The 14,176-nt window shown below is 54.6% G+C and carries 13 protein-coding genes; 5 read left to right on the forward strand and 8 right to left on the reverse strand.

From position 1 onward, the window contains the following. Positions 1 to 284: 284 nt before the first annotated feature. Positions 285 to 1,448 carry a benzoate/H(+) symporter BenE family transporter gene (locus NQ012_RS10780; protein ID WP_257067594.1) on the forward strand — a complete coding sequence of 388 codons (1,164 nt, stop codon included), beginning with the start codon at positions 285 to 287 and terminating at the stop codon, positions 1,446 to 1,448. A 141-nt stretch (positions 1,449 to 1,589) separates the two neighbouring features. On the opposite strand, the gene NQ012_RS10785 is transcribed toward NQ012_RS10780, so the two are convergent. Next, on the reverse strand, positions 1,590 to 2,153 hold the full coding sequence (locus tag NQ012_RS10785; RefSeq protein ID WP_257067595.1) for a PepSY domain-containing protein: 564 nt from the start codon (positions 2,151 to 2,153) through the stop codon (positions 1,590 to 1,592). Positions 2,154 to 2,351: 198 nt separating this feature from the next. On the opposite strand from NQ012_RS10785, the gene NQ012_RS10790 reads away from it, so the two are divergent. Beyond that, complete coding sequence (locus tag NQ012_RS10790) at positions 2,352 to 3,368, forward strand: AI-2E family transporter (protein WP_257067596.1); 1,017 nt, start codon at positions 2,352 to 2,354, stop codon at positions 3,366 to 3,368. 224 nt (positions 3,369 to 3,592) lie between these two features. Here NQ012_RS10790 and rsgA read toward each other — a convergent pair whose 3' ends face one another. Continuing rightward, positions 3,593 to 4,456, reverse strand: a complete 864-nt coding sequence (gene rsgA, locus NQ012_RS10795; protein ID WP_257067597.1) for a ribosome small subunit-dependent GTPase A — start codon at positions 4,454 to 4,456, stop codon at positions 3,593 to 3,595. 137 nt (positions 4,457 to 4,593) lie between these two features. Between rsgA and dinG the strand changes: the two genes are divergently transcribed. Beyond that, the gene (gene dinG / locus NQ012_RS10800; protein ID WP_257067598.1) at positions 4,594 to 6,723 is read left to right on the forward strand and encodes an ATP-dependent DNA helicase DinG; all 2,130 of its coding nucleotides are present in this window, start codon (positions 4,594 to 4,596) and stop codon (positions 6,721 to 6,723) included. Positions 6,724 to 6,974: 251 nt separating this feature from the next. On the opposite strand, the gene gap is transcribed toward dinG, so the two are convergent. Beyond that, positions 6,975 to 7,982, reverse strand: a complete 1,008-nt coding sequence (gene gap, locus NQ012_RS10805; RefSeq protein ID WP_257067599.1) for a type I glyceraldehyde-3-phosphate dehydrogenase — start codon at positions 7,980 to 7,982, stop codon at positions 6,975 to 6,977. 464 nt (positions 7,983 to 8,446) lie between these two features. On the opposite strand from gap, the gene lpxC reads away from it, so the two are divergent. Next, a complete protein-coding gene (gene lpxC, locus NQ012_RS10810; RefSeq protein WP_257067600.1) occupies positions 8,447 to 9,364 on the forward strand; it encodes a UDP-3-O-acyl-N-acetylglucosamine deacetylase in 918 nt (305 codons plus the stop codon). Between the two features lie 140 nt (positions 9,365 to 9,504). Here the strand turns inward: lpxC and NQ012_RS10815 are convergent, their stop codons facing one another. Beyond that, on the reverse strand, positions 9,505 to 9,837 hold the full coding sequence (locus NQ012_RS10815; protein ID WP_085365298.1) for an ArsR/SmtB family transcription factor: 333 nt from the start codon (positions 9,835 to 9,837) through the stop codon (positions 9,505 to 9,507). A gap of 141 nt (positions 9,838 to 9,978) precedes the next feature. On the opposite strand from NQ012_RS10815, the gene NQ012_RS10820 reads away from it, so the two are divergent. Continuing rightward, positions 9,979 to 10,785: an integrase core domain-containing protein gene (locus tag NQ012_RS10820; protein ID WP_257067601.1), complete on the forward strand. Its 807-nt coding sequence runs from the start codon at positions 9,979 to 9,981 to the stop codon at positions 10,783 to 10,785. 23 nt (positions 10,786 to 10,808) lie between these two features. Here the strand turns inward: NQ012_RS10820 and NQ012_RS10825 are convergent, their stop codons facing one another. The 4 genes from NQ012_RS10825 to gnd all read right to left on the reverse strand — a co-directional run bounded on the left by NQ012_RS10825 (position 10,809) and on the right by gnd (position 14,165). Beyond that, a complete protein-coding gene (locus tag NQ012_RS10825) occupies positions 10,809 to 11,705 on the reverse strand; it encodes a polyprenyl synthetase family protein (RefSeq protein ID WP_257067602.1) in 897 nt (298 codons plus the stop codon). Beyond that, positions 11,689 to 11,919 (reverse strand): exodeoxyribonuclease VII small subunit, encoded by a 231-nt coding sequence (locus tag NQ012_RS10830; protein WP_257067603.1) that lies wholly within the window; start codon positions 11,917 to 11,919, stop codon positions 11,689 to 11,691. Before NQ012_RS10830 ends, NQ012_RS10825 begins: the two co-directional genes overlap by 17 nt. 301 nt (positions 11,920 to 12,220) lie before the next feature. Continuing rightward, a complete protein-coding gene (locus tag NQ012_RS10835; protein ID WP_257067604.1) occupies positions 12,221 to 12,475 on the reverse strand; it encodes a hypothetical protein in 255 nt (84 codons plus the stop codon). A gap of 241 nt (positions 12,476 to 12,716) precedes the next feature. Next, the gene (gene gnd / locus NQ012_RS10840) at positions 12,717 to 14,165 is read right to left on the reverse strand and encodes a decarboxylating NADP(+)-dependent phosphogluconate dehydrogenase (RefSeq protein ID WP_257067605.1); all 1,449 of its coding nucleotides are present in this window, start codon (positions 14,163 to 14,165) and stop codon (positions 12,717 to 12,719) included. Between the last annotated feature and the right edge of the window lie 11 nt (positions 14,166 to 14,176).

Below are 14,176 nucleotides of genomic sequence, written 5' to 3' on the forward strand. Positions count from 1 at the left end.
GTAGCCAGAATGAAAATATGTGGAAAAGCCGCGTATTATAACGGGCAACGGTCTATTTTTCATAAACTTATCAAACAAGCGCCAGGCCGCCGTTTGCATTTTCCAACGATTTTTCAAACGCCGTGCGGTGCGGCCGTCTGAAACGGCTGACTGCCGCCATACCCGGGTATGGCGATAATCGGATGTTTCAGACGGCCTAAAAGAATTTTGCAAAGGTTTCAATCTGCCAATCACGGCTGCGCTTATGTTATAAACGTATCTCGTCCGACAACCGCCGCTTTGTTATGCTCAGGCTTACCGATTTTTCCGCTTCCCATTTTGCCGCCGCCGTTGCCGCATTTTTGGTGTCTTACGGCAGCAGCGCGGTGATTATTTACCAAGCCGCGCTGGCTTTCGGCGCGTCGCCCGCGCAAGTTGTGTCGTGGTTTACCGCGCTGGCGCTGGTGTGCGGCGTGCTTACCTTGGGCCTGAGCCTGCGCTACAAAACACCCGTGATGATTGCCTGGTGCACGCCCGGCGCGGCGGTGCTGGCGGGCCTGGAAGGCATCATGCTGAACGATGCGGTGGCGGGCTTTATGGCGGCGGCGGCGGCGATGTGGCTGGTGTCGGCGTTCGGCTGGTTCGACCGACTGGTGCGTATGATTCCCGCCCCGCTGGCGGCCGCGATGCTGGCGGGCATATTGATTAACTTCGGCAGCCGCGTGTTCGGCGCCATGGGCAGCCAAACGGCTCTGGTGCTGATTATGCTGGCGGTGTTTTTCTTAACCAAAATCCGCCTGCCGCGTTACAGCATTTTGCTGATGCTGGCAGCGGGCTTCGGCTATGCGGCATGGGCGGGGCTGATCGACTGGTCGCGGCTGGTTTGGCGCAACCCCGTGTTGGAATGGGTTAGCCCCGGGCTGCATTTGGGGCATATCGTCAGCGTGGCCGTGCCGCTGTTTATCGCTTCACTGGCCACGCAAAACGTGCCGGGCATGGCTATTTTGCGCAGCTACGGCTACCAAACCCCCGCCCGCCCGCTGGTGGAAAGCAGCGCCGCCGCTTCGTTTCTGGCCGCCCCATTCGGCGCATTTATGGTGAATTTAGCCGCCATCAGCGCCTCCATCTGCATGGGCAGCGATGTGGATAAAAAACCCGAGCGGCGCTATCTGGCCACCGTGCTGCTGGGCGTGATTTACTTGCTGGTGGCCGCTGCCGGCGGCGTAACCGTGGCCATGTTCACCGCCCTGCCCGCCGAACTGATGGCGGCGCTGGCCGGCATCGCCGTATTCGGCACCCTGCAAGCCAACCTCGCCGCCGCCTGGCAGCACGAAAGCTCGCGCGAAGCGGCATTGGTAACGCTGCTGGCTTCCGCATCGGGCATGACGCTCTTGGGTATAGGCAGCGCATTCTGGGGGCTGGTGCTGGGTTTGGCGGTTTATCATCTGAATCTGAAAACAGCCAAATAACATAACAAGGCTATATCAGGCCGTCTGAAAGTATCTTTTCAGACGGCCTGATATAGCCAAACCGTTTCACTTAGTAACACTCGGGCCAAGCCCGAGTATGACGTATGTGCTTTTTCTTAGGTTGATTGACTATGTTTCTGCTTAACCTTTGGTTTGGCTGCGTTCGTGCCCGTCGTCCCGATCAATCTGCGCCGACATCACCGAACCGTTTTGGGCATCGATTTTCACATCGTACTCTTGGCCGTTGGCAATCGTTTCCACTTTGTAATAGGATTGGCCGTTTTCGTTTTCCCATTCGGCCTCTTTAGCCACTCCGCCGGTTTTGGCCACCGCAGCGCTGACGGCTTGGCGCAGCGAAACACCGGCCTGCTGTAACTGTGCGGAATCACCGTCGCCATCATTTTCTGCTTTGCTGCCCAACACCTGGCCGCTGGCAGCATCGATTTTCACTTCATGCTTTTGGTTGCCAGCGATAACGTCCACCTCAAAATAGCTGCTGCCGTTTTTGTGTTTGAAATCCACGCTTTCTGCGGCACCGCCTACTTTCTGAACGGCAATATCAACCGCCTGTACGGCATTAAAGCGGCTTTGCTGTAAGGCGCTGTCTTTGGCTGAAAGCGTGCCGCCAGCGGCCAGCGCGGCAACGGTTGTGGTAGCCAATACAACGGCAGCGGTTAAAGCGGTGAATTTTCTAGATTTCAACATGGTTGGTTTCCTTTTCGATATTCATAATAAAAGAGGGAATACAGGCAGACTAAAAGGGGAACCTCAGCGGCCTTTTCGGTTTAAAATCCGAAAACCTGCCGAAACGCCCGTTTTTTCTGTCTTGAAGCGAAAGATACGTCGGTAGATTTAGAAACCAATTAGGTAATAATAAACTTTTGTAATGAACGGCCCCGTTTTATGAATCAAAACATAACCATCAGTTTCAATGCTGTTGCCGCCGCGTTGGCGGGTGTATTGCTTTTATGGCTGCCGGTATTGCTGCTGAAGCTGACGGCCGCGCTGTTTGCATTCTTGATGGTGTACAGCGGCATACGGATTCTGGAAAAGCGTTTGGATAACCGATATGGCCGGCGGCGCAGCCATGTTTGGATCAGCGTATGCGCCGTTTTAGCGACATCCGCCCTGTTATTGTATGCACTGGGTGCTTGGCTGGAAGACAGAAGCAATGCGCAAACAGCCGACAGCCTTTTGTTGCAGGCCGCCGTTATTCTCGACCAACTGCACGCCAAACTGCCGGCTGCGTTGGCACAGCATATCCCCGCTTCGGTGGAAAACCTGAAAACCGCCGCATCGCAAGCACTCAAAGACCATTCCGTGCAATTCCAAACCGCCGGCATACACACCTTGCGCGAAATCGGCCATATTGCGGCGGGCATGATTATCGGCGTTATCGCCGCCGTGCAGATTCCCGCACAAACACCGCCCGCAGCCAAACCGCTGGCCGCTCGCCTGCGGCAGGAATTCGACGGCCTGACCGCCAGCTTCGGCAATGTATTTTTCGCCCAAATCCGCATTTCCGCCATCAATACCGCGCTAACCGCCTTGTATCTGCTGGCCGTGCTGCCTCTGATCGGCAAGCCGCTGCCGATGGCGGGCGCGCTGATTGTGCTGACTTTCGCCGCCGGGCTGCTTCCCGTTGTCGGCAACCTGATTTCCAATGCCTTTATCGTTATCCTCAGCCTCAGCCACGGTTTGGGGCTGACCCTGTTTTCGCTGGCATGGTTGGTGGGCATACACAAACTGGAATATTTTTTGAACGCACACATCATCGGCCACAAAATCAAAGCCGCCGCTTGGGAGCTGCTGATTGCCATGCTGCTGATGGAAGCCGCTTTCGGCTTGGCCGGGTTGATTGCCGCGCCGGTGGTTTACGCACAGATTAAAAAATCATTGGTTGAAAAAAACTGGATTTAAAATTTCGAAACCGAAATACCGGAACCGGTTACACACCCGCACCGCTTGATTTTAAAGTTGGGAAATAAATATGCCGGCCGGCGGGCAGACGCACAACCAAACAAAATAAAAAAACCTTTGCCAAAGGCCGTCTGAAAACTGAATTTCAGACGGCCTGAATGAATTTTGCAAAGGTTTCGGCCTGAACAGATTTTACAAAGGCCCCGCCAAACCTCCTTCAAGCCCTAACGCAGCAGCTCGTCAGTAATCCGCTGTAAAAACGCCAGCCGCGCTTCGCGGATTTCGCCCGCTTCGGCGGCGCTTTTCACGGCGCAGCCCGGCTCGGCGCGGTGGGTGCAGTTGTGGAAGCGGCATTGCCCCGCCAGATGGTGCAGGTCGGGGAAATAGCGCAGCAATTGCGCCGCGTCCAGATGGTGCAGGCCGAACTCTTGCAGGCCGGGCGAATCAATCAGCTTGGTTTCTTCATTCAAATCATACAATTGGGCATGTGTTGTGGTGTGTTTGCCCGAATCGAGCGCGGTGGAAATTTCGCCCACACGCGCGGCATCGCTGCCCAACAGCGCATTGGTGAGGGTGGATTTTCCCATGCCGCTCTGCCCCAGAAAAATATTGGTGTGCCCCTGCATCAGCGGCCTGAGGTTGTTAGCGTTATCAAGTGCGCAGGTTTCGATAACGGGATAACCCAATGATTCGTAAAAACTTAATTTTTCACGCCAAGCCGCCGTTTCGGGCAGGTCGGCCTTATTCGCCACCACCACAGCGCCGATGCCCGCCGCTTCCGCCGCCAGCAGCGCCCGTTGCAGCAGCTCGTTGGGGGCGGGCACGGCGGCGGTTACGATAAACAGCTTGTCCACATTGGCGGCAATCAGCTTGGTTTTCCAAGCGTCCTGCCGGTAGAGCAGGCTTTGGCGCGGCAGATAATCTTCGATTACCGCCTGCTCGCTGTTGACGGGGCTGATGCGCACCCAATCGCCGCAGGCAAAATCCACCCGTTTTTTACGGGTGGTGGCATCGAAAACGGCGCCGGCCGGCGTGCGCACGATAAAACGGCGGCCGTAGCTGGCGGTGATTTGGGCGGTGTCGGGCATAAAATCGGGCAGGCAGAAAAAAAAATTATTTTACAGGATTATCCAAGCCGTCTGAAAAACCTTTTCAGACGGCCTTTACACAGATAAATGCTAAAATAGCGGTTTCCCGCCCAACCCGCCTTATCCAAACGGCCTTTATGCTCACCGATTTAGAAAAAAACGCCATCCGCGACCACTACCGCGCCATTTCGCAAAACCTGCCGCAGTTCCGCCCGAGAGCCGCGCAGCGGGAAATGATTGCGGCCATCGCCAACGCCTTTTCGCGCAGCCAAACCCGCGCCGAAGGCGAAGAAGCGCCCAAGCGCGAGGGCGAAAGCATTGTGGTGGTGGAAGGCCCTACCGGCGTGGGCAAAAGCCTGGCCTATCTGCTGGCCGGCGGCATCATGGCGCAAACGCGCGGCAAACGGCTGATTGTGTCGAGCGCAACGGTGGCCTTGCAGGAACAGCTGGTTAACCGCGATTTGCCGTTTTTGGTGGCCAAAAGCGGTTTGGAGCTGACTTTCGCACTCGCCAAAGGGCGTGGCCGCTATCTGTGCCCCTACAAACTCTACCAGCTTACCCAAAGCAACGCCCAGCAAAACCTGCTCGGCTTCGAAGCCCCCGCCGTGCTGTGGGACAGCAAACCCAAGCCCGAAGAATTGAAGCTCTTGCGCGATATGGCCGACGAATTCGCCGCCCGCCGCTTCAACGGCGACCGCGACACCTGGCCGGAAAAAATCGACGATGCGGTGTGGATGAAGGTAAATAACGACAACTACGGCTGCCTCAAAGCCGCCTGCCCCAACCGGGCCGAATGCCCGTTTTACCTCGCGCGCGATACGCTTGAAAATGTGGACGTAGTAGTGGCCAACCACGATTTGCTGATGGTCGATATCGGCATGGGCGGCGGCGTGATTCTGCCCGCGCCCGAAAACAGCTTTTACTGCATCGACGAAGCGCACCACCTGCCCAAAAAAGCCCTCAGCCAGTTCGCCGCCGAGCACTCGTGGAACCAAGCCGTGTGGGCGCTGGAAAAACTCCCCGCCGTTACCGACAAAATCGCCGCGCTCACCGACAAAGCCGAGCTGGCGAACTTGGCCGACGAAGCCGCCGCCGCCCTGCTCGAAAGCCTGCACGAATGGCAGTTCCACCTTTCCGAAGAGCCAGAATTAAGGCCGTCTGAAAACAACGAATCGGTGTGGCTGTGGCAGGACGGCAAAATCCCCGAAGCGTTGGAACTCACCGTATCCAACACCGCCGTTGCCGCCCGCAGCCTCTACAAACATGCCAACAGCCTCAACGACGCTTTGGCCGCTGCCCGCCGCGACAAAGACCAAAACAGCGCCCAAATCGACCGCTTGAGCAGCGAATTCGGCGTGTTCCGCGCCCGCATCGAGCAAATCACCGCCGCTTGGGATTTGCTCGCCACCGTGCCCGCCGAAGGCGAAGAGCCCCTGGCCAAATGGATTACCCGCCGCCTCGACGACAAAAACGACTACATCTTCCACGCCAGCCCCATCAGCAGCGCCTCCCATCTGGCCAACAACCTGTGGCGGCGCGCCGCCGGCGCCGTGCTCACTTCCGCCACATTGCAATCCTTGGGCAGCTTCAGCCTGATTCTGCGCCAAACCGGCCTGCAATGGCTGCCCGAAACCACCACGCTCGCCCTGCAAAGCCCGTTTGATTTCGACGCACAGGGCGAGCTGTATATCCCGCCCGTGCACGCCAGCCCCAAAGACCCCGCCGCCCACACCGCCGCCATCGTCGAATGGCTGCCCAAACTGGTTTCCACCGAAGAAGCCATCGGCACACTGGTGCTGTTTTCTTCACGCAAACAAATGCAGGAAGTGGCCCTGCGCCTGCCCGAAGCCTATCTGCCGCTGCTGTTGGTGCAGGGCGAGCTGCCCAAGGCGACGCTGCTGCAAAAACACCACCAGGCCATCAGCGAAGGGCGCGCCAGCATTATTTTCGGGTTGGACAGTTTCGCCGAGGGGCTGGACCTGCCCGGCTTAGCCTGCGTGCAGGTGATTATCGCCAAACTGCCGTTTGCGATGCCCGACAATCCCGTCGAAAAAACCCAAAACCGCTGGATCGAGCAGCGCGGCGGCAACCCCTTTATCGAAATCACCGTGCCCGAAGCCAGCATCAAACTGATTCAGGCAGTCGGCCGCCTCATCCGCACCGAAAGCGACTACGGCCGCGTAACCATACTCGACAACCGCGTCAAAACCCAAAACTACGGCCGCCAAATGCTCGCCTGCCTGCCGCCGTTTAAAAGAATCGGATAACGGCGGTTTGGCCGTCTGAAATACTCAAACTTCCCGAAAAACGGTTGGTTAAAACCCGCCCCCTCCCACGGGAGAGGGAATAATCTGCCTGCAAGACCGAGTATGGCTCGGATGACTCAAGATTAGATTAAACGGCAAACACCAGCCCGACAAAACCAAACAAAAGGCCGTCTGAAACATTTCAGACGGCCTGCTTTATTTTGGTTTGATTATTGTGAAGCGTAAAACACCAAGTTAATTAAGTAGTAAAATTACTTAATCAGTTTGGCGAAATATTCCAAAGTGCGCACCAGCTGGCAGGTGTACGACATTTCGTTGTCGTACCAAGCCACGGTTTTCACCAGTTGTTTGTCGCCCACGGTCATCACGCGGGTTTGGGTTGCGTCGAACAATGAGCCGGCTTCCAAACCGATAACGTCGGAAGACACGATTTGGTCTTCGGTGTAGCCGTAAGACTCGCTCTGCGCGGCTTTCATAGCGGCGTTGATTTCTTCAACGGTAACGGTTTTCTCGAGCACGGTAACCAGCTCGGTCAGCGAACCGGTGGCCACGGGCACGCGCTGGGCGGAGCCGTCGAGTTTGCCGTTAAGCTCGGGAATCACCAAACCGATGGCTTTGGCGGCGCCGGTGCTGTTGGGCACGATGTTGAGCGCGGCAGCGCGGGCGCGGCGGAAATCGCCTTTGCGGTGCGGCGCGTCCAGCGTGTTTTGGTCGCCGGTGTAGGCGTGGATGGTGGTCATCAGGCCTTCGACCACGCCGAATTGTTTTTGCAGCACGGCGGCCATCGGCGCCAGGCAGTTGGTGGTGCACGAAGCGGCGGAAATCACGGTTTCGCTGCCGTCGAGAATGTTTTCGTTCACGCCGTAAACCACGGTTTTCACATCATTGCCGCCGGGTGCGGAAATCACCACTTTTTTGGCGCCGGCGCGGATATGGGCTTCGGCTTTGTCTTTTTTGGTGAAGAAGCCGGTGCATTCCAGCACCACGTCCACACCCAATTCGCCCCACGGCAGCTCTTCGGGGTTGGGGTTGGCGAACACTTTGATTTCTTTGCCGGCCACCACGATGGCGTTGTCTTTCAGCTCGGCGGTGCCCTCGAAACGGCCTTGGGTGCTGTCGTATTTAAACAGGTGCAGCAGCATATCGGCGGGCGTTAAGTCGTTTACCGCCACTACTTCGATGCCTTCGGCTTTGATGATTTGGCGCAAAGCCAGACGGCCGATGCGGCCGAAGCCGTTAATCGCAACTTTAATGCTCATTTCGATTTGCTCCTTAAAACAATAGGTTTCGGGTTGATTGCTTGATTGGGCACTTTTTACCATGAAATAAAATTACTACCTAGCACTACTTTCATAAAACTACACAAAATCTGATTTAAATTAAGTAAGCGGCGGATAAAGGCCGTCTGAAAAATTTTAATAATCTGATTTAAAATATAAAAAGATTATTTTGAAGAAAACCGCCCCATCTTGTGGATAACTCGGTTTATGTTTTTAAAACATTGATATAGGGTTAATTGAAGTTGTGGGGCAAAACGGTATAAATCCGAAATCAATAAGGATAAAACTGAAATAATCTTTCAAACTGTGGATAAACGGCTAAACGCCCACATTTTTTCAGACGGGCCATGCAAGATAACGATAAGTAAATACTATTAAAAATATTATGTCGGCAGTTCTGTTTTATCGTATTATCCGAAACGTATTTTGTGAAAGGCAAACCTATGCTGCAAAGAACCCTGGCAAAGCCCGTCAGCGTAACCGGCGTCGGCCTGCATTCCGGCGAACGCGTGGCGCTCACGCTCCACCCCGCGCCCGAAAACAGCGGTATTTCGTTCCGCCGCACCGATTTGAGCGGCGGGCAGGGCGAAGTGATTGCGCTCAACCCCTACCTGATTAACGACACCCGTTTATCGTCCACCGTGGTAACCGATTTGGGCGTGCGCGTGGGCACCATCGAGCACATTATGTCGGCATTGGCCGCTTACGGCGTCGATAACGCATTAATCGAGCTGAACGCGCCCGAAATCCCGATTATGGACGGCTCCAGCCTGCCTTTCATCTATCTGCTGCAAGATGCGGGCATCGTCGATCAAAAAGCGCAAAAACGCTTCTTAAAGATTTTAAAACCGGTGGAAGTGAAAGAAACCGGCAAATGGGTACGCTTCACGCCCTACAACGGTTTTAAAGTAACGCTCACCATCGAATTCGACCACCCCGTGTTCAACCGCAGCAGCCCCACGTTTGAAATCGACTTCGCCGGCAAATCCTATATCGACGAAATCGCCCGCGCGCGCACTTTCGGCTTTATGCAGGAAGTGGAGCTGATGCGCTCGCACAACCTCGGCCTGGGCGGCAACCTTTCCAACGCCATCGTAATCGACGATACCGACGTGCTCAACCCCGAAGGGCTGCGCTATCCCGACGAATTCGTGCGCCATAAAATCCTCGATGCCATCGGCGACTTATACATCGTCGGCCACCCGATTATCGGTGCGTTTGAAGGCTACAAATCCGGCCACGCCATCAACAACGCCCTGCTGCGCGCGGTTTTGGCCGACGAAACCGCCTACGAATGGGTGGAATTCGCCGACGACGAAGACCTGCCCGCCGCCTTCCACCGCCTGCCCACCGCGGCTTGATTGGCCGGCGGATAATGAAAGGCGGAACTTTTGGTAAGTTATACCAGCAGTTTAAACATCTGCGTTACATAAAAAACAGGCCGTCTGAAAAATATTTTTCAGACGGCATTATTTATTTAAAATATCAAATACTTATAAAACTACAACACCTTATCCCAATCCCCTTCGCCGCCCTCTTCGTCTTCGGCGCAGAAAAACGAATACAGCAGCGCGATGGTTTCGTTTACCCGCGGGTCGGCGATGTAATACAAACGCTCGCGGTGTTTCACTTCGCAATTAATCAGCCCCGCTTCGCGCAGCAGCGCAAGCTGGTTCGACATCGCCGCCTGAGGCAGGCCGGTCATTTCGGCCAGCTCGGTAACGTTGCGGCGCGTGTCTTGCAGGCTGCACAACACGGCCAGGCGGTTGGTGTTGGCCAGCAGCTTCAAAAAAGCCGTGGCCTGTTCGTATTTGTCGGACATTTCTTCTTGCATGGCGGCGTTCCGTTCGGCAAATCATTCAAGCACGATTGTAACGGCAATTGAGGCCGTCTGAAAGTTTTGCAAATCGGTTTCAGACGGCCTCAATTGTAGGAAAAGCTAGCGTTGTTTACAGTATTTGAAAGACAATACTGCATGAACATCCATAAAAATACCCGGCTAACCCCGCATAACTGCCGGGCCGTTTGGCGCGCTTATACACAAGACAAAATCAGTGTAACTTCGTTGGCACAACAATACCGTGTCAGCAGAGTAACGATTTACCGCATACTCAAAGCAGCCCGATTGCGGCTGCCCACCCCGCAAAAAAGCACCAACAACCGCTTTAAACAAGCCAAATACGGCATGAAACGCCTGGCTAAAGTTGAGCGGGAAATCGAAGAGAAACTCAAAAAACAGGCAAAGCGTTACAACAAATCCTATCCCGGCGAAATGGTTCATTTCGATACCAAACGGCTGCCTTTGCTACAAAACCAAAAAGCAACCGACCCTCGGGATTATCTGTTTGTTGCCATTGATGATTTTTCCCGTGAGCCGTATGCTGCAATATTGCCGGACCGTACAGCAGCCGGCGCAGCCAAATTTCTTTTGCGCGATGTGATAGATTGTTGTCCCTATACCATCGAATGCGCCTATTCCGACAACGGTGTCGAATATCGCGGCAATGCGGGGCACCCGTTTGGCATTGCCTGTGTGCAAAACAACATAAGCCAAAAATTCACCCGTGTTGCCCGGCCGCAAACCAATGGTAAAGCCGAGCGGGTTATCCGTACCTTAATGGAAATGTGGCATGACAAGCATCCGTTTAAGGATTCGGCACACCGGCAAAAAGAGTTATGTCGTTTTGTTAACTTTTATAATACCGTCAAGCCCCACAAGATCCTGAAAGGCGACACCCCTTTTGAGGTTTTACAGGCTTATTTTTCTCAACCTGTTGTGTAAACAACCCGACCTTTTCCTACACCTTAATTCTTGCGCGCCGTAACAAATTCGGCCAAAGCCTGCAAATATCCGGCTTTTTCGCCGAACGGCGCCAATAAGGCCACCGCTTCGGCAACCAAATCTTCCGCATAACGGCGGGCAGGCTCCAAGCCCATCAGTTTCACATAAGTGGGTTTGTCGTTGTCGGCGTCTTTGCCGGCGGTTTTGCCCAGCGTGGCGGTGTCGGCTTCGCAATCGAGCACGTCGTCTATCACTTGGAAAGCCAAGCCGAGTTTGCGGGCGTAACCGTCTAAGCGCTGCAAATCGTCATCGCCCAAATCGGGGCAGGCCAGCGCGCCGAGTGCCACGGCGGCGCGGATTAAGGCGCCGGTTTTCAGGCCGTGCATCTGCTCCAATTCGGTTTGGTTCATGGGTTTGCCCACGTTGGCCAAATCGATGGCCTGGCCGCCCGCCATGCCGAGGCTGCCGGAAGCCTGCGCGAGTGCGGCAACCATCTTGAGCTGGCGTGCGGCGGGCAGGCCGGTGGGGCGGCTCAACACGTCGAACGCCAGCGTTTGCAGCGCGTCGCCGGTTAACAGCGCGGTGGCTTCGTCGTATCGAACATGGCAGGTGGGTTTGCCGCGGCGCAGACTGTCGTTGTCCATCGCGGGCATATCGTCGTGCACCAGCGAATACACATGAATCATTTCCACCGCCGCCATCGCGTGCTCCACCGCGGTTTGGTCGGCTTGGCCCAATTCCGACGCGGCCAGCACCAGCAGCGGGCGCAGGCGTTTGCCGCCGCCGAGGGTAACGTAACGCATGGCTTGGTGCAGGGTTTGCGGCACCATATGTTCGGGCGGCATCAGCCTTTCGAGCACAAGCTCGGTCTGCGCCTGCGCTTTTTGCTGCCACGCTTTCAAATCATTCGCTTTGCTCAAGATTCAGCTCCTTCAGTTCGCCTGCATCCAGCACTTGCAGTTTTTGTTCCACTTCGGCCAGTTTGGCTTGGCAGTATTTCACCAGTTCGTTGCCTTCCTGATAGGCGGCCAGTGCGTCTTCCAGCGGCATTTCGCTGCTCTGCATGGCCTGCGTGAGCGTTTCGAGGCGTTTTAAGGCTTCTTCAAAAGATTTTGGGGCGGCGGATTTTTTCATATTGTTAAAGGGTTTGTGCAAAGGCGTTATTGTATAAGGGGGTGGACGGAAAAGCTATATTCGGGTTTTGCTACGGCTGATAAATGTGATGCAAATACCGTGATATTAAACACAATGAAAGGCCGTCTGAATATTTTCAGACGGCCTTTAAAAACCTCAACTTAACTATTTAAATTTGAAATAACGAGGCATCAGCCGGATTTAACTTAAAGAAGATGATTTTGCAAACTGATACCGAAACAGTAAAACCGACAGAATATATTGCTAATTTTATGCCAAATTTAAATGGTTACCAAGCACTTTAACGGCTCTCTTGGCGGCCCAGGCTGCGGTAGCTGTTGCCTTCTTTGCTCGGTTCGTTGCTTTCATAAACGAATTTCACACGGTCGTCTTCTTTGGCTGCGAGTTTCACGCCTTGGTATTGCACTTCTTTCAAACCGATAATTTCACCGGAATCGTTGCTGTGATCCAAACCGGTATAGGGTGTGCCTTCGGCACCGGCAACGGAAGCGGCGGCGGCAATAACGGCAGCAAAAGCAAGCATGGTTTTTTTCATGATAAGTTCCTTTCAATCTATTCTTTAAGCAGTTAACGGATAACATCGGGAAGCATTGCTCTCTCGATGAAACGTATTCTAGGCGGCTAACATTAACTAATAAATATTATTTTTATTGAAATACCATTTCCTAATAAGAAACAATGAAAAGGAAAAATTATGAAAGTTTCGGGTTGAACAAAACAAAAGGCCGTCTGAATGTTTTCAGACGGCCTTTGCAGAAACAGGCTTTTACACCGGTTTAGATATCATAAGTGGTGGAAGCGGTATCACCGCCTTTGCCCGTCCAATTGGTGTGGAAAAACTCGCCGCGCGGTTTGTCGGTGCGCTCGTAGGTGTGGGCGCCGAAATAGTCGCGTTGTGCCTGCAACAGGTTGGCGGGCAGGCGCGCACTGGTATAGCCGTCGAGGAAGGTCAGTGCCGATGCCATGCACGGCATGGGGATGCCGCATTCTATGGCTTTGGCCACCACTTTGCGCCACGCGGGCAGGCATTGTTCGAGAATGCGTTTGAAATAGGGGTCGGCGCCGAGGAACACCAAATCGGGGTTGGTTTCGTAAGCATCGCGGATATTGCCCAAAAACGCGCTGCGGATAATGCAGCCTTCGCGCCATAACAGGGCGGTTTGGCCGTAGTTGAGCGCCCAATCGTTCACTTCGCTGGCTTCGCGTATCAGCATAAAGCCTTGTGCGTAAGAGATGATTTTCGAGGCCAGCAGGGCTTCGCGCAGGGCTTCCACCCATTCGGCTTTGTCGCCTTCCACCGCTTTAACGGTTTTGCCGAACAGCTCTGCGGCTTCGGTGCGCTGCTCTTTAAACGCCGACACACAGCGGGCGAACACGGCTTCGGAAATCAGGGTGAGCGGAATGCCCAAATCGAGGGCGTTGATGCCCGTCCATTTGCCCGTGCCTTTCTGGCCGGCGGTATCGAGGATTTTTTCTACCAGCGGCTCGCCGTTTTCGTCTTTAAAGCCCAGAATGTCGGCGGTGATCTGAATCAGGTAGGAATCCAGCTCGGTGCGGTTCCAGATGCTGAAAATTTCGTGCATCTGCTGATAGCTCAAGCCCAAGCCGTCTTTCATAAACTGATAGGCTTCGCAGATAAGCTGCATATCGCCGTATTCGATGCCGTTGTGCACCATTTTAACGAAATGGCCGGCGCCGTCGCGGCCCACCCAGTCGCAGCAGGGTTCGCCTTGCGGGGTTTTGGCGGCAATCGCCTGCAATATGGGTTTAACGTGCGGCCAGGCTTCTTCGTTGCCGCCGGGCATAATCGACGGGCCGTTGCGCGCGCCTTCTTCGCCGCCCGACACGCCCGCACCCACGAAACGTATGCCTTTTTCGGCCAGCGCTTTGGTGCGGCGGGTGGAATCCGGGTAGTTGGCGTTGCCGCCGTCGATAATGATGTCGCCTTCTTCCAAAAGCGGCACGAGCTGCTCTATAAAATCGTCCACCACACTGCCTGCGCGCACCATCAGCATGATTTTTCGGGGTTTTTCGAGTTTATTCACCAAATCTTGCAGCGAATCTGCGCCGATAACATTGGTGCCTTTGGCTGCGCCGTTGAGAAAATCGTTTACTTTGGAAACGGTGCGGTTGAATGCGACAACTTTAAAACCTTTGTCGTTCATGTTGAGAATCAGGTTTTGGCCCATTACGGCCAAACCGATTACGCCGATATCGCCTTTCATCGGGAATCCTT

This window comes from Neisseria dentiae, from assembly GCF_024580525.1.
Lineage (GTDB): Bacteria > Pseudomonadota > Gammaproteobacteria > Burkholderiales > Neisseriaceae > Neisseria > Neisseria dentiae_A.